A 19,079-nucleotide genomic window follows, 5' to 3' on the forward strand; every position below is an offset into this window, starting at 1 on the left:
AATTATGAACGCACAGAGTCATTGGATGGTCCTTTATGAGGCGTTGACCCAAAACGAAGCGGGTTATTTTTATAACGACCAGCTTTTTAGCGGGATCGCTATCCAACACAATAATGGGGTTGTTGTTGGCAGGCTTGTTTTTGAGAAAGGTAAGCAGGTTGATGATTATACTCCGCCATATTTAAATCAAACGGAACAGGCAATTCTCGACACTATTGTGGAAGACGTACTCGAGCCTGTTCATGTGAATGGCCAACTTTACTCTGGCATCATATATACGGTTTCATCTAATGGCTGGATATCAGGGGAAAACGTATTCTTCGAGGGGCTTGGAGATGAAGGAACAACTTATCACTATAATACTAATATCCGTCATGAGCTGTCTTTGAAATCAAAACTTGGAGACAAGCTGTCTATTGATGAATATTATGAATGGGACGCTGAAGGGCGTGTAGTAGCGTGGACAGTAGTATTTGAAAACGCGGAGAACGAAGCTGAATCAGGCAGTATCTCATTTGCTGTGAATGAAGATCAGAGCCTACATTATTTCTCCGTTGGAGGTAATTTCACGCTGGTAGCTGACAATAGTGACCGTTTGGTTTGTCCTTATCATAGTGTTATTGACAATCTTCGCCAGTATAATTCATTCTCTCTCGAGAGCTTTTGCTTTGGTTGCTCTGAGCAAGCACTAAAGCGAGAACAAGAGATTAAGAAGTTAATTGTGGAATTTAAACCTAAAAGCCTTGAGCTGTATGATTTCTCAGGTAGATGCATGGAATTTATACATTTTGCTATTGCTAATGGCGTGAAACAGCTTGAAGTTATAGACTATGCTAGTGAACAGGAAAAAGCTGCCTTACATACACTGATGGCTCACCAATACCCGCATATCAAAATGATCTAAATGCTGGCAGAGCCTATGTCACGAGGCTCTGCTACTTTCAAAGGACCTAATCCGCGCCCTGTCAACCTCGGAACGCTCTAATCGTGCAGGGCGTATTTGTCAGTCTTGTGCTTGTAGTGCTTTAAGCGCCCGATTCACTTGTTGATCGGCCTGGCGGGTTGTTTCTGGCAGGCGGTATTTTGGCGTGAGTTTGAGGATCCAGTCTCTGGCTGTGCTCAGACTGACTTTGTGGCCGACAGAGACATACACTGGCTTAATGTTGTCCTGAGTCCGTAACACTTCCCCTATTACCTGCTCATTATCGATAAGCTTTGCGCTTGCCCCCCGCGTTTCAATTAAGGCCTCGTGTGTGCCTGTGAGTCGTGTTTTACCACACCCTATGGTTGGAATATCCAGGGTTACACCGAGGTGGCAGGCCAGCCCAAAGCGCCTTGGATGAGCCAGGCCCTGGCCATCACACACTATCATATCTGGCTTATGTGTAAGCTGCTCGAAAGCGGATAGCAATGGGGGCAACTCCCGGAATGAGAACAAACCGGGAATGTACGGAAAGCGTACACTTTCGGTGACTACCTGAGTTTCAATGATGTCCAGTGTATTGGCATCCAGCACGACAATGGCACCAACCAGTTGATTTGTCGCGTCGTCATAGGCCACGTCCGTCCCTGCAATGGTGGAGATGGACTCAAAATTGTCTTCACAAATAACCTGAGTGGCGAGCGTTTCTTGCAGTGCCTGAGCTTCTGTTTCAGAGCTGGGGTACTCAATTTGCATTGTAACTACCTTATTCTTTGTATTACTGTGCAATTTTAACGTACCTTAGTTCGCTATTCATAGAGCAGAGTATACAAATAGGTTAAGTAAAACGCTGCTGGTGCGACGCCGTGTTGGAGGTAACCGTCTGTCAATGGTTTTCACGAAGCATGTTAAATTAGCACAGGCTAAACGTTTATCAACTCGTTTGTTTTTGGAGCAAAAAATTATGACTCTAGATTATGAAGAGATAAAAGGTGTCAGCTGTATGGTTGTCCGTGAAAATGGCAAGTATTTTGTCAGTTATAACTGTGATTAAATTGAGCTCTTACCCACGGTTTTAGATTAATATACGCGCAAAAGTGCAAGTTTTCCGGGATAAAACTTTAAACTGTGATAAAACACACTGAAAGCAGGGCCGTACTGGATAAACAGCTTGTGCCTGTCTATGGTTAGAGTGTGTTCACCTTTCACAGTGGTGTCGTTTGGCTGTCTGTTTTAACCCATTTCCTTATTGCCTGAAATACATCAGAGTCATTTCATTTTTGACCTTTGCATTATGTGGGTTTGCAGCGAGCGCCAGTGTAACAGGGAGCTGCCAGGAATTGAGGGTGGGCGGGCCGGTAAGTTGGTGGCCTATTGGGTATATCAATGAGCAAACGGATAAAGCAGAGGGGATTTCTTTTGAATTGCTTGAGTACATTGGCGAACAGTTAAATTTGCCAGTGTGGATCGCGCCGTCTTTACCCTGGAAACGTGTGCTGAAAATGGTTGAAGTGGGGCAGCTCGATGTCGTCTCTGGCGCCTATAAAACCGCCCAGCGCAGTAGCCTGTTCCAATATAGCGAGCCTTATTACCGCAATGAGATCAGGGTGTTTGTGCATAAAGACAGGCCATTTGTGTTTGAGAAGCTTGAACACCTGAAGGGTCGTGTAGGGCTTAAACCGCTTGGGGGCAGCTTTGGTCAGGCATTTGATAGCTTTGCGGCTGAAAACAAATCCAGTTTTGTCAGCGTTGCCGCGCATAAAGCCACTTTTGAGGTCAATGTGCTGCGACCACTCATAGAAGGGCTGGCCGATTATTTTGTGCTGGATTATCAGGATGGCTTGCTGTTTTTGCAAAAAAGCGGCTTGCAGGACGAATTTGTTGCGCTGCCGCACCCTGTTGCCGTGCTTGATGTACATTTATTGTTATCCCGTCACTCCTGGTGTGCCAATTTATTGCCAGAGATTAATCAGGTCATCGCCCAGGCAAAACGCAACGGCAAACTGGCAAATATCATTGCAGGCTACAGCCAGTAACGATTTTTGTTATCTGTGCATGTTAAAACTGATATCGATATACCACACCCCATGTCCGGGGATTGTTCCAGTTAGCCTGGATTGAATTGGCAGGTAAGCCATTGACGATTTGGGAGTGCACAACGGCACGGCTGAGCACGTTTTGGTTGGTGAGGTTTTCAATAAAGAACTGAATGTCTGTTCTGTCATTCACGGTCCAGGTAAGGCGCGCATCGGCCATCAAATGGGCATTGACTTTGACTTCGGGGATGTTGGTGTCAAACGCATAGTAGTCGTCTTTATAGCTAAGCTGAATATACGGCGTTAAATAAGACGTTTCATCAAGATAGAAATGATAGAGTGCACTGAATCCCAGCGTGTATTCTGAGGTCATTGCCGGTTGCCAGTGGGCGAAACTAAACTGACTGGTGTGGTCATTAATGTCTTGCCTGTCATCCAGATTACCAAGCCCAAGAAGCGGACGAAGTGCCGCATTGCCGACTTTGAAATCATCACTGAACCGGGCATCAATCCAGGTCAAATTAGCGGACACGTGCATATCGTCCAGGGGCAACCAGGACAGCGCCAGATCCAGGCCCACAGAAGTAATATCTCCGCCGTTTTCATAATACTCGAATGTAGTACTGGTACCGTTAGCAAGGCACTGAGTCACAGTGTGACCTGAGGTGACATCATTGCAGGCAATGGCAAACAGTTGTGCTTTTACATCACTGTATTTGTTCATATAAGCCGAAATATTCAACTGCATTGCGCCGCCTAGCAGGGTGTGCTTCATGCCCAGCTCAAAAGATATCACCTGTTCATTGTCGTAAAAAGGGGCTGCGCCACGCTCGACCACACGTGTGTCATTGGCGCCTCCGGTGCGATAGCCATTCGCAATGCTGGCGTAATAGAGTGCGTCCTCATTGGCTTTTAGTTCCACACCTGCTTTGTACAGCAAGGTAGCGTTCTGCCATTGCGGGGTCAGGGTGCCGGTGAAATCTTTCTTATCCGCGTTGTAGCGTAAACCGCCGATTAATTGCAGTTTGTCGCTGAGCGCAAACCTTAGCTGGCTGAATAGCGCTGTTGAATGGCTGATATGAGGGTCATCTACCGGGTTGCCCCAGGTAGGCACATGAATGCGGTCTGCAATCCCGTCATCATTGCTATCTGTATGCCACAACCATGCCCAGTCAGCTTCCTGATGAAATATGTGCAGGCCTGCTATCCAGGACAGCGGGCCTGTAGTCGCACAAGACGCTTGTATTTCTGAGGACCAGCTATATTGTTCGTCCTGACGGCCGAATCCACCTACTTTGTCTATACCGCCATCGCTGAAGTCATTATCGTAAAATTGTTTACCACTAAATTTGGTATAGTTGCTGGTCCATTTATAGTGAGCCAGCGCATCGCGCCACTCTAACTGCACGGTGCCAGATAGCGCGTCTTGCTTATTAAAAGACAGTGCGTTGCGAAACACATCATATGGGCCCGTGTCGTCATTTCTGACATTATCAGGCTGATAAATGTGGCCCGGTGTGACAGTGGCTTGAGGATGAAAAATGCCGGAACCAGGCGTGGTTTCACTGAGCTGATAGCCATATATTTGTTGATAGCCCCAAATGGCATCTGAGTTGGCATCTTTGTTAGAAAAATCGAGTCGTAAGGTCATCTGAAAACCGGAATTATTCTGATATCTGGATATCCAGCGCGCGTAGAATAAGTCTTTCTCTCTAAGGTCATCCTCCGGACCCGGCAGATGATGGTTGGCGATAAAACCCTGATGTTTATCTGCCACCATGACCAGCCGGGTTGCAAGTGAATCGCTGATTGGCAGATTGACCATACCCTCATAACGGTTTCTGTGGTAGCTGCCCCTGAGCAACTTAATGCTACCTTGCAGCGACTCAAAGTCAGGTTGTTTGCTGATGATGTTGATGCTTCCTGCAAATGTATTGCGACCATACAAGGTTCCCTGAGGACCACGTAACACTTCTATCCGCTCAATATCAACGTAAGCGCTTGTGCCAGCAGTGGTTGTCGGAATATAGATCCCATCCTGAAAAATCCCGACAACCTGTTCAGCAATACCCGGGCCGGATACGCCTACTTCATTGGTTCTGGCACCACGCATTGCCGGGCGTATTTCGGCTCCGGACTGACCGATGCGCAATCCGGGAACGAGGCTGTCCAATCTTGTTATGTCGACAATACCTGCGCGTTCTATATCTTCATCACTTAATACCGATATCGAAGATGAGACAGTCTGTAAATCCTGATTACGGCGATTGGCAGTGACTGTAATTCGCTCCAGCTGCAGGGCATTTGCAGTTTGGCTGGGTGCTTCCTGCGCCATGGCGGGTGTGCACAACAGGTGGCTCAGAGGTAGCAATAAATAAAGCCAAAGCCCTTTTAAATAGGTGACATACATACTGTTCTCAACAGCTTCAGGAGTGTTTTGCATTAAGTATAGTAAGCCCATGGTGGCCTGCCCCCATTGCTGAGCCGTCATTTGGTTTTTTCTTCAAATGCATACTGTGAATGTAAGTGAGCTTATGACTGGCGTCTTTATGTCTGAGCCCGGTCGACCGTTTTTGGGCCATAAATTTCATGAATACCCTGTATAGTTAAAATTGTCGACAATCTCTCGGGTGTTAGGTTGACGTACACGTCAAGTAGCTCTATATTGTCTACAACTTTTATCAAGACCGGAAGGCGAAGACATAATGAGCTTTATGCATGAAAGTGCCGTAACTGCTTCTGATAAAGCATTTTTCCGGCTTAGAAAAGAGATTGTTGAAGGTGATATTCCAGCTGGCTCTAAATTGAGCGAAATGGAATTGTCGACAAAGTATGAAGTAAGCCGCGCTGTTGTACGAGAAGCGATAAACCGCCTTGAAGCGTGTCATCTCGTTGAACGTCGTCCGAATGTGGGTGCCAGAGTGGTGTCGTTAAGTGAAGAAGGCCTGATGGAATTGTATCAGGTGCGTGAAGCGCTTGAAGGTATGGCCGCGCGCCTGGCAGCACAACACATGCCAGATGATGAAGTCGCTAAACTAAACAGCCTGTTGAATGAGCAGTTTGACGAAGTGAAAGGCGGCGAATCTTACTATCAGGAAGCCGGCGACCTGGATTTTCACTACCGCATCATTGTGGGTAGTCAGAATCAGCAGCTTATTGCCATGCTGAGTAACGGCATATATCACCTGGCACGTATGTATCGGGTGCAGCTCGGGATGGCCGGGCCGCGCGTAACGACCGCCTACGACGAGCACAAACACATAGTGCGCGCTATCGCGAATCGCGATGCCGAACTGGCAGAAATGCTAATGCGTCGCCATATTCAATATTCTAAAAATAACATTGCCACCAAGTTAACCAAACAGCATCAGTAATAATTGGGGAGACACACTTATGAGTACAGGGATCATCAGCGCAGGTAAAAAATTCCGCGATGCGCTAAAAGCCAATCAGCCGCTACAGATTGTTGGCACCATCAATGCCTATAGCGCAATTATGGCGAAGAAAATTGGCCATCAGGCGATTTACCTCTCAGGTGGTGGCGTAGCCAACGCCTCATATGGTCTGCCTGATTTAGGTATTACGTCTTTGAATGATGTGATTGCTGATGTACAACGCATTACTTCAGCCTGTGACTTACCTCTAATGGTTGATATCGACACCGGTTGGGGTGGGGCGTTTAACATTGCTAAAACCATTCAGGAAATGCAAAAAGCTGGTGCAGCAGCTGTGCACCTGGAAGATCAGGTTGCGCAAAAACGCTGTGGTCACCGTCCGAACAAAGAGATTGTCTCGACTGAGGAAATGGTTGATCGGATCAAAGCTGCCGTTGACGCACGCACCGATCCTGATTTCTTCATCATGGCCCGTACTGATGCCTTTGCACAGGAAGGTCTGGAAGCCGCCATTGAGCGCGCTAAAGCGTATGTTGCAGCCGGTGCGGATGGCATTTTTGCCGAAGCCGTTCAGACAGAAGAACACTATCGCGCGTTTTCAGAGGCGCTGGATGTGCCTATTCTCGCAAACATCACGGAATTCGGTAAAACCGAGTTGTGGAACAAGCAAGAACTGGGTGAGTGGGGCGTTGATATGGTGCTTTACCCGTTGAGTGCTTTCCGTGCCATGAACAAAGCAGCAGAAATGGTGTATCAGTCCATCTTAGAGAACGGCGATCAGAAAGCCGTCATAGATAACATGCAAACTCGTATGGACTTGTATGACTACCTCGGCTACCACGAGTATGAACAAAAGCTCGATGGATTATTTGCCCAGGGTAAAAATAAGTAAAAGATACAAAGGATAATGAGCAAGTGCCGCTGATGTGCGGCCTTTCTTGTAATGAAATTAACCAGCAGGTAAAAATTCAGGAGATAACAAAATGGCTAAAGTATTAAGCGGTGCAGGCCTTCGCGGTCAGGTTGCAGGTAAAACTGCGCTGTCGACAGTAGGTGTATCAGGTTCCGGCCTGACCTACCGAGGTTACGACGTGAAAGACCTGGCAGAGCATTGTCAGTTTGAAGAAGTCGCGTATCTGATCCTAAAAGGCAAGCTACCGAATCAACAGGAGCTGGACGGCTACAAAGCCTTGCTGAAATCTCAGCGTGGTCTGCCACAGGCGCTTAAAGAAGTACTGGAGCGTATTCCGGCTGACGCACACCCAATGGACGTATTACGTACAGGTTGCTCCATGTTGGGTAACTTAGAAGGTGAGCACAACTTTGAACAGCAGCTGGCGATTACGGATCGTATGTTGGCGTGTTTCCCAAGTATCATCTGTTACTGGTATCGCTTTAGCCATGACGGTGTTCGCATTGACGTTGAAACAGATGACGACTCAATCGGCGCACACTTCCTACACATGCTGCATGGTGAGAAGCCAAACGAATTACATGAGCGTGTTATGCACGTCTCACTGATCTTATACGCAGAGCATGAGTTCAACGCGTCTACTTTCACGGCGCGTGTTTGTGCGTCTACCCTGTCAGACATGCACTCTTGTATTACAGGTGCAATTGGCTCATTGCGTGGTCCTTTGCATGGTGGTGCAAATGAAGCGGCGATGGAAATGATTGAGCGCTTTGAATCTGCTGATCACGCAGAGCAGGAAATGATGGGTATGCTTGAGCGCAAAGAGAAAATCATGGGCTTTGGACACGCTATCTATTCAGAGTCAGATCCGCGCAACGAAATCATCAAACAGTGGTCAGAAAAACTTGCCGCAGATGTAGGTGACACAGTTCTTTATCCTGTTTCTGTGCGCTGTGAAGCAGTCATGTGGCGTGAGAAGAAGCTGTTCTGTAACGCGGACTTCTTCCATGCATCGGCCTATCACTTCATGAAGATCCCAACCAAGCTGTTTACACCTATTTTCGTGATGTCACGTTTAACAGGGTGGGCAGGTCATGTCATGGAGCAAAGAGCAGACAACCGTATCATCCGCCCGTCAGCGGATTACACGGGTGAGGAGCTACGTCCGGTTCCGCCTATGTCTGAGCGTTAATATCTAAATCATCAATTCACGTCACCTAATGGCACAGTTCGTCCACAATAATAATAAAGACCTGTGCCATTGAGCCAACGAGCAATTCTGGAAGTAGTTATGAACAGCCAATTTCGCAAAAAATTACCTGACTCTTCGCTGTGTTATTACGATACCCGCGAAGCGGTCGAAGCCATTAAGCCGGGTGCTTATGATGGCTTGCCTTATACCTCTAAAGTGTTAGCAGAAAACCTGGTACGTCGCGCTGAGCCTGAAAAACTCAACGATTACCTGACTCAAATAATCGAACGTCGTCGCGACCTGGATTTCCCCTGGTTTCCGGCGCGCGTGGTTTGTCATGACATACTTGGCCAGACTGCACTGGTAGACCTTGCTGGTCTGCGTGATGCCATAGCAGAAAAAGGCGGCGATCCGGCTAAAGTAAACCCTGTGGTCCCGACTCAGCTTATTGTTGATCACAGTTTGGCGGTTGAACACGCGGGCTATGAAGAGAACGCCTTTGAGAAAAACCGTGCGATTGAAGACCGACGTAATGACGACCGTTTCCACTTTATTAACTGGACTAAAACCGCATTTAAAAATGTCGACGTGATCCCGCCAGGCAATGGTATTTTACACCAGATAAACTTAGAGAAGATGTCGCCGGTTATCCAGGCGCGAGATGGTGTGGCATTTCCAGATACCCTGGTTGGTACCGACAGCCATACACCACATGTTGATGCGCTGGGCGTAATTGCGGTAGGTGTGGGCGGCCTTGAGGCTGAGAGCGTTATGCTGGGACGCGCATCGTATATGCGCTTGCCGGATATTGTTGGTGTTGAGCTGGTTGGCAAGCGCCAGCCGGGGATCACCGCAACAGATATCGTACTGGCGATCACTGAGTTCTTGCGCCAGGAACGTGTGGTTTCCTCTTACCTGGAATTCTTCGGCGAAGGCTGTGATGGTTTGTCCTTGGGCGACCGGGCGACAATATCCAACATGACACCAGAATATGGCGCAACGGCTGCTATGTTCTATATCGATCAGCAAACCATCGACTATCTGCGTTTAACGGGTCGTGATGATGAGCAGATCAAACTCGTCGAGCAATACGCAAAACACACAGGCTTGTGGGCTGATGCCATGACCGGTGCGCATTATGAGCGAGTGCTGAAATTTGATTTATCATCAGTTGGTCGTAACCTGGCTGGTCCATCTAACCCACACCGACGTGTCGCCACGGCAGATCTGGCCAAGCAGGGTATTGTGGCTGACTATGAACAGCGTGATGGCGAAATGCCGGACGGTGCGGTGATCATTGCAGCCATCACCAGCTGTACCAACACCAGTAACCCGCGTAACGTGGTCGCAGCAGGATTATTGGCACGTAATGCGAATAAACTGGGCCTGAGTCGCAAGCCTTGGGTAAAAACGTCATTTGCGCCGGGCTCTAAAGCGGTTCGTTCTTATATGGAAGAAGCGCAGTTACTGCCTGAACTGGAGCAGTTAGGCTTTGGTATCGTCGCATTTGCCTGTACTACTTGTAACGGCATGAGTGGCGCACTGGATCCAAAAATTCAGCAGGAAGTGATTGACCGCGATCTGTATTCCACCGCTGTGCTATCCGGTAACCGGAACTTTGATGGCCGAATCCATCCTTATGCGAAACAGGCTTTCCTGGCTTCACCACCGCTGGTTGTTGCCTATGCTATCGCGGGCTCGGTCCGCTTCGATATTGAAAACGGTGTTTTAGGCAATGATCAGGATGGTAATCCGGTTACGTTAAAAGATATCTGGCCAAGTGATGAAGAGATTGACGCGGTCATTGCTCAGAGCGTCAAACCTGAACAGTTCCGTGCTGTGTATGAGCCGATGTTTGACCTCAGCGTTGATTATGGTGAAGACAATGACCCGCTTTATCAGTGGCGTGAGATGAGCACCTACATCCGTCGCCCGCCCTACTGGGAAGGCGCATTGGCGGGTGAGCGTACGATGAAAGGCATGCGACCGCTTGCGATTCTGGGTGATAACATCACCACAGATCACCTGTCTCCGTCGAATGCGATTTTGGCATCCAGCGCGGCCGGTGAGTACCTGGCGAAAATGGGCCTGCCAGAGGAAGACTTTAACTCCTATGCAACGCACCGCGGTGACCACCTGACGGCACAGCGTGCAACCTTTGCCAACCCTAAGTTGTTGAACGAAATGGTGACGGAAAATGGTGAAGTGAAGCAAGGCTCTTTGGCGCGCCTTGAGCCAGAAGGCAAAGTCACCCGTATGTGGGAGGCCATCGAAACCTATATGGATCGTAAGCAGCCGCTGATCATCGTGGCCGGAGCAGACTATGGTCAGGGCTCATCTCGCGACTGGGCAGCCAAAGGCGTGCGTTTAGCGGGTGTAGAAGTGATTGTGGCTGAAGGCTTTGAGCGGATTCACCGTACCAACCTGATCGGGATGGGCGTGCTACCGCTGGAGTTCCAGAATGGCACAACGCGTAAGACGTTAGAGCTGGATGGTACTGAAACGTACGATGTGGAAGGCACACGCACACCTGGTGCAACGCTGAACCTGATCATTCATCGCAGCAATGGCGTACAGATTGAAGTGCCGGTGCTGTGTCGCCTTGATACAGAAGAAGAAGTGTCAATTTACGAAGCCGGTGGTGTACTACAACGCTTTGCCAAAGATTTTCTCGAAGCAAACGCATAAGTAATTCCGTTCTCGCTCCGCAGCCAATGTGGAGCTTACCTGAGCAGAGGGCACTCACTGTGGGTGTCCGTGCTGCTATTTAGGATGAAAATGATGACTTTCAAACCTCAATTACGTGTGCCAGCGACTTATATGCGCGGCGGCACCTCCAAAGGCGTGTTTTTTAATCTCAATGACCTGCCGAAAGCAGCACAGGTCGCTGGTGAGGCACGGGATAAGCTGTTACTGCGAGTAATTGGCAGTCCGGATCCTTATGGTAAACAAACGGATGGGATGGGTGGTGCAACTTCCAGCACCAGTAAAACTGTGATCCTGTCTAAAAGTAATAAAGCTGAACATGATGTCGACTATTTATTTGGTCAGGTTGCCATAGACAAACCTTTCATCGACTGGAGTGGCAACTGCGGGAATCTGACCGCCGCAGTCGGGGCGTTTGCGATTAGCAATGGTCTGGTTGATGCCAGCCGAGTCCCTGAAAACGGCATAGCCGTAGTGCGGATCTGGCAAGCAAACATAGAAAAAACCATTATTGCGCACATTCCTGTGCGCAATGGTGAAGTTCAGGAAAGCGGTGATTTTGAGCTGGATGGCGTTACCTTTCCTGCCGCCGAAGTGGTGGTGGAGTTTATTGACCCGGCAGATGCTGATGCTGACATGTTCCCCAGTGGCAACTTGGTCGATCAGCTGGAAGTGCCTGATATTGGTACTTTCGACGCCACTATGATTAATGCCGGGATCCCCACTTTGTTTTTCCGCGCGGAGGATCTGGGTTACACCGGAGTGGAGCTGCAAGAAGCCATCAATGGTGATGCAGCGGCATTGGCGCGATTTGAACAAATCCGCGCTTATGGCGCGGTTAAGATGGGTCTGATTGAGCACATTGACGAAGCCAAAATACGTCAGCATACGCCTAAAATCGCGTTTGTGTGCGGTGCCAAAGCGTATACCGCATCCAGTGGTAAAGCAATTTCAGAGCAGGACATCGACTTGTCTGTTCGTGCCTTGTCGATGGGCAAGTTGCACCATGCCATGATGGGTACAGCGGCCGTTGCGATTGCCACGGCTGCAGCCATTCCTGGCACGCTGGTGAATCTGGCGGCCGGCGGTGGGGAGCGCAATAGTGTTACTTTCGGCCACCCCTCAGGCACGTTAAAAGTGGGGGCTGAAGCGGAACAAGTGAATGGTCGCTGGCTGGCTAAGAAAGCGGTGATGAGTCGCAGCGCCAGAGTGGTCATGGAGGGGCATGTCAGAGTCCCGCAGGAACAAATTTAATGATGTACATCAGCCCGGTTTATCCGGGCTGACTTTTTAAGGAACGAAAAATATGTATGAAGTGTTATTTTCAATAGCCCTGACAACGGCCTTGTTACTTGGCTCTCCCGGGCCCGCTCCATTGGCACTGGCTGCGGTTGGAGCCAGTTCAGGTGCTCGGCGTGGCGTGCCATTTCTATCTGGTATTCTGCTGGGCTTGCTGGTCGCTATTGTTGCGGCTGCGACGGGTTTAGGCGCACTGTTGTTGAGTTACCCCAACCTTAGCGCTGTTTGTCAGATAGCGGCCATTGTTTACTTGTTTTATGTCGCATATAAAATTGCCAACAACCATAGCGGTCTGTCGGACATTGCGGGCAGTGAAGTAGGGTTTCGGGATGGGTTTATTTTGAACCTGTTAAACCCCAAGGCCTACGCGGCCTGTATCGCAATTTTTGCCAATAACAGTGTGCCTGATGTCAGTCCGGTGACGGGAGCTATGTTGGCTGCTATCACCTGCTTTATCATTGCTATTGTAGTGGATAGCTTGTGGCTGATGCTTGGCGGCGTACTGCACCGTTTCATTAAAACGCCAACACAATTGCGTAATTTACGTTTATTTTTTGCCTTTTTGTTAACCTGTCTGCTAATTTGGATTAGTACAACCCACCTTCTTAGCTGAGACTGCCATGGAGCGCTTTCATTCAATCTCCGTAGATACTGAACGGTTAAATGGCGATCTGCTAATGAGCTTCAAAGCACTGGGTAAGGTCAGTCACGCTGATTATATGGCCATTAAAGCTGTGATAGATAGCGCATTGAGAGCGGCTGTTGGTCAGAAAATCAGGGTGTTGGTGGATGTCACTGAGTTTGAGGGCTGGGACCTTCATGCTGCCTGGGATGATGTCGCTCTGGCACTGCGACACAGTCATGACTTTTACAAAATTGCGGTGCTGGGTAACAGTCGCTGGCAAAAACTTGCAGCCAAAGTGGGTAACTGGTTTGTTGAAGGTGAGTCTCGTTATTTTGAGGAAAAAACGCAAGCCTTGTCATGGTTAACAAAGTAAGTGGTCTCTGCGAGAGCGAACCATATATAATGGTCTGTGAGGCGTTAGTTAAAGGCTGAAATAAACTTATGAACACACTTTTTATCACAGGTGCAAATCGGGGGATAGGGCTTGCGCTCGCAAAGCTTTATCTTGAGCAAGGCTGGCGAGTAATGGCAAGTTGCAGGACGCCGCAATCTGCTGAGGCATTGTGGCAACTTGAGCAGCAATTTAGCCATTTGCAAATATTTGCGCTGGACGTTACCCAGTATGAGCAAATGAATAAACTGGCTAAATCGCTCAGTGAAACGCCCATTGATTTAGTTATTAATAATGCCGGGATTTATGGCCCAAAAGGCTATGACTTTGGTGACTGTGATGTCGAGCAGTGGAAGCATGTGATGGAAGTCAATGTGATTGCCCCTTTAAAGCTGGCCGAGGCGTTTAGCGCGCATCTTAAGCGAGGTGAGGGAAAAACATTCGCTGTGCTGTCATCTAAAGTCGGCAGCATGACGAATAACACCAAAGGGGGTGGTTACATTTATCGTAGCTCGAAAGCAGCCCTAAACTCCGTGGTAAAGAGTCTGTCAAATGACCTGCTGCCTGAAGGGATCAAAACGGTAGCACTGCACCCTGGCTGGGTAAAAACCGATATGGGTGGCCCCAACGCACTGATTTCAGCCGAAGAGTCTGCACAAGGGCTCAAACAAGTGCTGGATGAGCTTCACGAAGCGCAAAGTGGTGGATTTTATGATTACCAGGGACTTGCCATTCCCTGGTAGACCCTGTACCAGTTACGCTTTTATGAAAACTTGTCCTGAATTTGTGCCAGGTGATAGTAACCGAGCTGGCCAAAACGGCGGAGTTGTGGAAAGGGGATTTTGGGTAAAGGCCGCTGATAAAGCGGTAAGTCAGGCACTTTATCCTGCATGGTCAGTTGCGCAAGTCGGTAGCCTGCTTGTGAGCTGAATGACACCCCTGATCCACAGTAACCCAAAATATACCCGACATTCTCTTCAAAAAAGATGTGTGGCATATCATCCAGTGCCGCGGCGATATAGCCGTGCCAGTAATAGTCGTGTGCTATATCTGTGAGGCTGGGGAAGCACTCGGCCAGGGCCGATTTTAAATGAGTAAGGTACTTGGTTTTGTGTTGATCTTTGGCGAAAACAGCACCTCGGCCACCGAATAACAGACGATTATCTGGCAACAACCGGTAGTAATATTTAAGCCTGCGGGTATCCATGACGACCTGATGAGTTTTCAGGCCCGTTTGGGTTAGCTCGTCATTGCTGAGCGGGCGTGTCACAAAGATACTGCTGAGGATCGGCAGGTAGCGATTGTTAATCAATGGGTGGCTGTGTTTGTTATTGTATGCGTTACCTGTATACAGCAGCTTATCAGCGCTGATGGTGTGATCGTTAACACTCAGCTGGTGGCGCTGGCCATGTTTAACCTCGCTGACAAGACTGTGCTCAAATAAAGTTACTCCAGCCTTGATAGCCATGTCGCGGTAACCAAGTAACAGTTTGAGCGGGTGCAAACCAAAGCCATTTTCATAGCGCATAGCACCATGCGCATGGTGATTTAACATGAATTGCGCTTCCAGTGCCTCGCGGCTGAGCAGCTGGCTCGCATCATCGCCAAAATTATCTGAGATAAACTGTGCAGCGCTTTGCAAGTTGTTATAAGCCTGAGCATTATGTGCAATTTTAAGATAGCCGGATGCTTGTACATCACAGTCTATGTGATGCGCTTCAATTAGCGATCGGACCCTATTCACCCCGCCCTGAAATTCATCATAAATGCCGCGGCTGACGTCTATTCCCCAGCGTTTTGCATAATCAGCATAGCCAAGTCGCCCTGAGCCAGGTAGCGCAAATCCTGCATTTCGAGCGCTCGCGCCGAAGCCAACCTGATTGGCTTCAAGCACACATACCTTCTGTTGATATATGTGGGCCAAATAGTAAGCACTTAACAATCCACTAAAGCCACCACCAATGATGGCCACGTCAAAATGTTCAGAAGCCTGTGGCGCGGAGTTTGCGACCGGCAGGGGCTGAGTCTCGGCCCAATAGCTGGGAGCGAATGCTTGTCCCTGACAGTGAGGAGCATGGAGAGGGTCAAAAGTATGCATTAGAACTCCAGTACCATTTCAGCTGCCTGACAATGGCATTCATCGCCACAAACTGAACAGCAATATCCTTCGTAGAGCGAAAGATCGAGCCAGCGATCATCGTGGGCTTTGATAAGCTTGCCCCCGGCTTTGGAGAAATATTTTACAGCAGCATTACCTGGGCTTTGCATCCACAGATGCGCTACACCTGCTTTAGCCCCCTGCTGTTTCAGCACGTCAACAGACGCTTTGAGTAACTTGGGTCCAACCCCCTGTCCCTGTGCTTCCGGGTGAATTGCAATACATTTAAAGTACGCCATCTGCATTGGGTCAACTGGCCAGAGCGTTGTCGAACACCATTTATCAATTGGCCACTGGCCAGCGCTGTAAGCGGTTCTGAACCCAACAACTCTGTGTGACTCGTCAACAGCTATGAAAGAGGCGTTCAGGCCATGTTGAGTGCCTCGTTGATGCATCATTCTTATGCCCTCCAGATCAATGTAATTCTCTCCATGGACCAGGTTACCGAGTTCGATTACCGCTGGATAATGCGTTGTGTTGAGAGGGAGGATTGAGATCATATGCGATTGCCAAGTGTCATTTACAAGGAGGTCATTTTGCAGCATTTCTCAATTGAAAACAAAGCTGTTCAAAAAAACTTGTACAAAATAGGTACGAAATTAGTGTGTTTTATGCTCAACTGTTGTTGACAGCGATGTCATCTTGGTAATAATTGTGACAACAGTATGTCTGATGTAGATGTTGCAATGATCTTTTTTGGCAGGCTGTTTACAAGAACGATAATAAACTAAATCGGGATGCTCACAGAGTGTCCCACAACACAACAACATGTAAAGGATGTCCTATGAATAAACTAAACTTTGTCAGTCTGGCAGTGATCGGGAGCCTGAGTGCGCCCGCTTTGGCCCTCAATGTACAGCCCGACCCCAATAACGCTGGCGCTTATTTACTAGACCGCGCAGGTCTTCAGGCCGCTGAATCAACGCTGACTGCCAATCCCATGTATGCGGTCTGGGCAAAGGCATTGCAAACACGCAGCAATACGATTGTTGATGCAATTGTTCCTGGTGCAGCCAGTAACCCCGACAATGTAAAACGTGTAGAGCGAGTATTTGGTCAAAGTGAGTGGGATTTTTTGACTCAAATGGCGGCGCCTGAGTATACCTATACCCGCTTTTTACGCGCAATTGGTAAGTTTCCTGCTTTTTGTGGTGATTACACTGACGGCCGTAATGCGGATGCCATTTGTAAAAAGTCTATCGTCACTGCATTTGCACACTTTGCTCAGGAAACGGGCGGTCATATTTCAACGGATAATGTGTCAGACAATCCACTACGCCTGGAAGAATGGCAGCAGGCACTGGTCCATGTTCGCGAAATGGGCTGGTCAGAAGGTCAACCCGGTTACACCACTGGGTGTGGTCAAAATGACTGGCAAAATCGCCGCTGGCCCTGTGCTGATGGCCAGGGTTACTTCGGTCGTGGTGCCAAGCAGTTATCTTATCACTTTAACTATGGCATGTTCTCTGAGGCAATGTTCGACGGTGACGCGACCGTGTTGCTAAATAACCCAGCCCTGGTTGCTGACTCCTGGCTTAACCTGGCTTCTGCTATCTGGTTTTTCCTGACACCTCAGGCACCAAAACCGGCTATGTTACACGTGATCGACCGTACCTGGGTGCCGTCCCAGACTGAGCTGAATGCTGGCATTGGTTATGGCTTTGGTACCACAATTAACGTCATCAATGGTGGTATCGAGTGTGGCGAGCACAACAGAAATAAAGGCCAGCCAGTTAATCGTATTCGCTACTGGGAGGGGTTGTCTCACTATTACAATATCCCGGTAGAAAGTGATGAGGAAAACACTTGCTGGCAACAAACGCCATTTGGCAGTTTGAATCTGGATGGTGCCGGTGAAGTGCTTTACACCAACTGGGAAGCAAACTGGGAGTACTACGCTGATCGTCCTGGTGGATTCTCGTTTGAATGTAAGCTGGTAGGCTATCAGACTGCCTACTCTGCGCTTGTTGAAGGCGATTATGAGAAATGTGTGACAAACTTCTATGGCTCTCATACTGGTTGGCCGGTTGTCACTGTCGTTGACAATCTACCGCCGCCGGATGATAAGCCGCCTGTAGACAACGTGGCTGCGTGGGAGGCAAATAAGGTTTATTTACAAGGTGATAAAGCCAGCTTTAATGGCAAAGTGTATGTTGCCAAGTGGTGGACTCGTGGTGACGAGCCAAACGGGACAGGCCCCTGGGAGCTAGTGCCTGCGGCACAATAAGCTGCTCACAGCTGAAAGCTCGTGAACACATTCAAGATTAAAGGCCTGCGATTAATGCAGGCCTTTTTGTGTGAATGATGACATCAATGTGAATCTTGCTGCTACATACAATCTCTGTCACCGCGCTTAACATTCGTCCTCTGATTTTGGGGTCAGGGGGTGTCATGCGTTTTAATCGCCCATGCAGTAAATAAGCCTGCACTGACAAACATAAACAAGCTGTAAATGCTCGGTGCAATAGACATCACTTCATTCCCCAGTAAGCCTGTTGTTACCAACAAAGCGAGCGTACCATTTTGCAATCCGACTTCCAGTGTGATGGTGCGAGTTTGCATCACTTGATGCAAAAAAGTGCGGGCCACAATAAACCCTGCGAGCATAGAAACCAGATTCAATGCGATCACTGCAGGTCCTGCCATAACCAGATAATCGACAAGTTTGTCCTCTAGCTTGATGCAGATACTGATAATCACCAAAAGCAATACTGCGACAGAGAAACGGCTGATATACGGGCTGGCTTTTTTTGCAAATTCAGGCCACTTGTTATTGATGGCCATGCCTATGAGTACTGGGACTACTCCAACCACAATAAGTTGTAACCAGGCCTTGAGGACCGGAAATTCTATCAAGGTGTTGTCTTGCCCGTAATAACCGATTGCCCAGGCAGCCAGAAACGGAAGGGTAAAAGGGGTTATAAAGCCAACCACAGCGGTCAAAGATACTGACAGACCAACATCTCCCTTCGCCAAATACGTGTAAAGATTGGACGTTGTACCACCGGGGCATAAGGCCAGAATAAATAAGCCAATGGCCAGTTCGCCACTTAACCCGGTCAGTGCAATGGTGGCAACAGCAAGCACAGGGAGCAAAATAAGCTGGCAAATTGCACCGATGAAGAAGCTTTTGGGCTGATGGTAGACGCGTTGAAAATCTGCACGTGTCAGACTCAGGCCGACGCCAGCCATGATCAGTATGAGCGCAATGGGTAAGCCTATTTCAATTAAAGCAGATGGCATTTTTTTGTCCTTGTTTGGCCTGACTCAGCTTAATCTTAACAACGGATGTGATATGCCGTCACAGGTATTTTGTACAGGTAGGATGTGAAGTGCGTATGACGATATTGCAGAGGCATTAAGCTGAACTGCGGTGGAAAATTTAAAGGAGACAATGTTGCCAGGTTCAGGCGCAGCATTGGACTGCATGCGTTGAATGCTT

16 protein-coding genes are annotated in these 19,079 nt (G+C 48.5%); 11 read left to right on the forward strand and 5 right to left on the reverse strand.

Features of this window, described 5'->3' with window-relative positions; all coding sequences use genetic code 11:
- The first annotated feature begins 4 nt into the window (after positions 1–4).
- Positions 5–904, forward strand: a complete 900-nt coding sequence (locus PRUB_RS23205; protein ID WP_010380123.1) for a hypothetical protein — start codon at positions 5–7, stop codon at positions 902–904.
- Positions 905–1,003: 99 nt separating this feature from the next.
- On the opposite strand, the gene nfi is transcribed toward PRUB_RS23205, so the two are convergent.
- On the reverse strand, positions 1,004–1,678 hold the full coding sequence (gene nfi, locus PRUB_RS23210) for a deoxyribonuclease V (protein ID WP_010380124.1): 675 nt from the start codon (positions 1,676–1,678) through the stop codon (positions 1,004–1,006).
- 590 nt (positions 1,679–2,268) lie between these two features.
- Between nfi and PRUB_RS23215 the strand changes: the two genes are divergently transcribed.
- A complete protein-coding gene (locus PRUB_RS23215; protein ID WP_010380125.1) occupies positions 2,269–2,958 on the forward strand; it encodes a substrate-binding periplasmic protein in 690 nt (229 codons plus the stop codon).
- Positions 2,959–2,980: 22 nt separating this feature from the next.
- Here PRUB_RS23215 and PRUB_RS23220 read toward each other — a convergent pair whose 3' ends face one another.
- Positions 2,981–5,449: a TonB-dependent receptor gene (locus PRUB_RS23220; RefSeq protein ID WP_010380127.1), complete on the reverse strand. Its 2,469-nt coding sequence runs from the start codon at positions 5,447–5,449 to the stop codon at positions 2,981–2,983.
- Positions 5,450–5,663: 214 nt separating this feature from the next.
- Between PRUB_RS23220 and PRUB_RS23225 the strand changes: the two genes are divergently transcribed.
- From PRUB_RS23225 to PRUB_RS23260, 8 genes are all read left to right on the forward strand, one after another.
- Positions 5,664–6,332, forward strand: a complete 669-nt coding sequence (locus PRUB_RS23225) for a GntR family transcriptional regulator (protein WP_010380130.1) — start codon at positions 5,664–5,666, stop codon at positions 6,330–6,332.
- A gap of 34 nt (positions 6,333–6,366) precedes the next feature.
- Entirely contained in the window at positions 6,367–7,245 is an 879-nt protein-coding gene (prpB, locus tag PRUB_RS23230; RefSeq protein ID WP_040644496.1) for a methylisocitrate lyase, read from the forward strand.
- A 91-nt stretch (positions 7,246–7,336) separates the two neighbouring features.
- Positions 7,337–8,458 (forward strand): bifunctional 2-methylcitrate synthase/citrate synthase, encoded by a 1,122-nt coding sequence (gene prpC / locus PRUB_RS23235; RefSeq protein WP_010380134.1) that lies wholly within the window; start codon positions 7,337–7,339, stop codon positions 8,456–8,458.
- A 99-nt stretch (positions 8,459–8,557) separates the two neighbouring features.
- Entirely contained in the window at positions 8,558–11,146 is a 2,589-nt protein-coding gene (gene acnD / locus PRUB_RS23240) for a Fe/S-dependent 2-methylisocitrate dehydratase AcnD (protein ID WP_010380135.1), read from the forward strand.
- Between the two features lie 90 nt (positions 11,147–11,236).
- Positions 11,237–12,418: a 2-methylaconitate cis-trans isomerase PrpF gene (gene prpF / locus PRUB_RS23245; RefSeq protein WP_040644489.1), complete on the forward strand. Its 1,182-nt coding sequence runs from the start codon at positions 11,237–11,239 to the stop codon at positions 12,416–12,418.
- A 52-nt stretch (positions 12,419–12,470) separates the two neighbouring features.
- Entirely contained in the window at positions 12,471–13,076 is a 606-nt protein-coding gene (locus PRUB_RS23250) for a LysE family translocator (RefSeq protein WP_010380139.1), read from the forward strand.
- Positions 13,077–13,083: 7 nt separating this feature from the next.
- The gene (locus PRUB_RS23255) at positions 13,084–13,461 is read left to right on the forward strand and encodes a SpoIIAA family protein (RefSeq protein WP_010380141.1); all 378 of its coding nucleotides are present in this window, start codon (positions 13,084–13,086) and stop codon (positions 13,459–13,461) included.
- Between the two features lie 68 nt (positions 13,462–13,529).
- Complete coding sequence (locus PRUB_RS23260; RefSeq protein ID WP_010380143.1) at positions 13,530–14,222, forward strand: SDR family oxidoreductase; 693 nt, start codon at positions 13,530–13,532, stop codon at positions 14,220–14,222.
- 20 nt (positions 14,223–14,242) lie between these two features.
- On the opposite strand, the gene PRUB_RS23265 is transcribed toward PRUB_RS23260, so the two are convergent.
- Both PRUB_RS23265 and PRUB_RS23270 read right to left on the reverse strand, forming a co-directional pair.
- On the reverse strand, positions 14,243–15,577 hold the full coding sequence (locus tag PRUB_RS23265) for an NAD(P)/FAD-dependent oxidoreductase (RefSeq protein WP_010380145.1): 1,335 nt from the start codon (positions 15,575–15,577) through the stop codon (positions 14,243–14,245).
- Positions 15,577–16,134 (reverse strand): GNAT family N-acetyltransferase, encoded by a 558-nt coding sequence (locus tag PRUB_RS23270; protein ID WP_040644495.1) that lies wholly within the window; start codon positions 16,132–16,134, stop codon positions 15,577–15,579. The genes PRUB_RS23265 and PRUB_RS23270 overlap by 1 nt, the downstream gene beginning before the upstream one ends.
- A gap of 287 nt (positions 16,135–16,421) precedes the next feature.
- On the opposite strand from PRUB_RS23270, the gene PRUB_RS23275 reads away from it, so the two are divergent.
- On the forward strand, positions 16,422–17,864 hold the full coding sequence (locus PRUB_RS23275; protein WP_010380147.1) for a chitinase: 1,443 nt from the start codon (positions 16,422–16,424) through the stop codon (positions 17,862–17,864).
- Positions 17,865–18,016: 152 nt separating this feature from the next.
- On the opposite strand, the gene PRUB_RS23280 is transcribed toward PRUB_RS23275, so the two are convergent.
- Entirely contained in the window at positions 18,017–18,880 is an 864-nt protein-coding gene (locus PRUB_RS23280; protein ID WP_010380149.1) for a bile acid:sodium symporter family protein, read from the reverse strand.
- Positions 18,881–19,079 lie beyond the last annotated feature (199 nt).

The organism is Pseudoalteromonas rubra, from assembly GCF_000238295.3.
Taxonomy (GTDB): domain Bacteria; phylum Pseudomonadota; class Gammaproteobacteria; order Enterobacterales; family Alteromonadaceae; genus Pseudoalteromonas; species Pseudoalteromonas rubra.

Coding starts and splice junctions, on each gene's coding strand:
- PRUB_RS23205 (WP_010380123.1), top strand. CDS start 5: ATGAACGCACAGAGTCATTGGATGGTCCTTTATGAGGCGTTGACCCAA.
- nfi (WP_010380124.1), bottom strand. CDS start 1,678: ATGCAAATTGAGTACCCCAGCTCTGAAACAGAAGCTCAGGCACTGCAA.
- PRUB_RS23220 (WP_010380127.1), bottom strand. CDS start 5,449: ATGACGGCTCAGCAATGGGGGCAGGCCACCATGGGCTTACTATACTTA.
- PRUB_RS23225 (WP_010380130.1), top strand. CDS start 5,664: ATGAGCTTTATGCATGAAAGTGCCGTAACTGCTTCTGATAAAGCATTT.
- prpC (WP_010380134.1), top strand. CDS start 7,337: ATGGCTAAAGTATTAAGCGGTGCAGGCCTTCGCGGTCAGGTTGCAGGT.
- acnD (WP_010380135.1), top strand. CDS start 8,558: ATGAACAGCCAATTTCGCAAAAAATTACCTGACTCTTCGCTGTGTTAT.
- prpF (WP_040644489.1), top strand. CDS start 11,237: ATGATGACTTTCAAACCTCAATTACGTGTGCCAGCGACTTATATGCGC.
- PRUB_RS23250 (WP_010380139.1), top strand. CDS start 12,471: ATGTATGAAGTGTTATTTTCAATAGCCCTGACAACGGCCTTGTTACTT.
- PRUB_RS23255 (WP_010380141.1), top strand. CDS start 13,084: ATGGAGCGCTTTCATTCAATCTCCGTAGATACTGAACGGTTAAATGGC.
- PRUB_RS23260 (WP_010380143.1), top strand. CDS start 13,530: ATGAACACACTTTTTATCACAGGTGCAAATCGGGGGATAGGGCTTGCG.
- PRUB_RS23265 (WP_010380145.1), bottom strand. CDS start 15,577: ATGCATACTTTTGACCCTCTCCATGCTCCTCACTGTCAGGGACAAGCA.
- PRUB_RS23275 (WP_010380147.1), top strand. CDS start 16,422: ATGAATAAACTAAACTTTGTCAGTCTGGCAGTGATCGGGAGCCTGAGT.
- PRUB_RS23280 (WP_010380149.1), bottom strand. CDS start 18,880: ATGCCATCTGCTTTAATTGAAATAGGCTTACCCATTGCGCTCATACTG.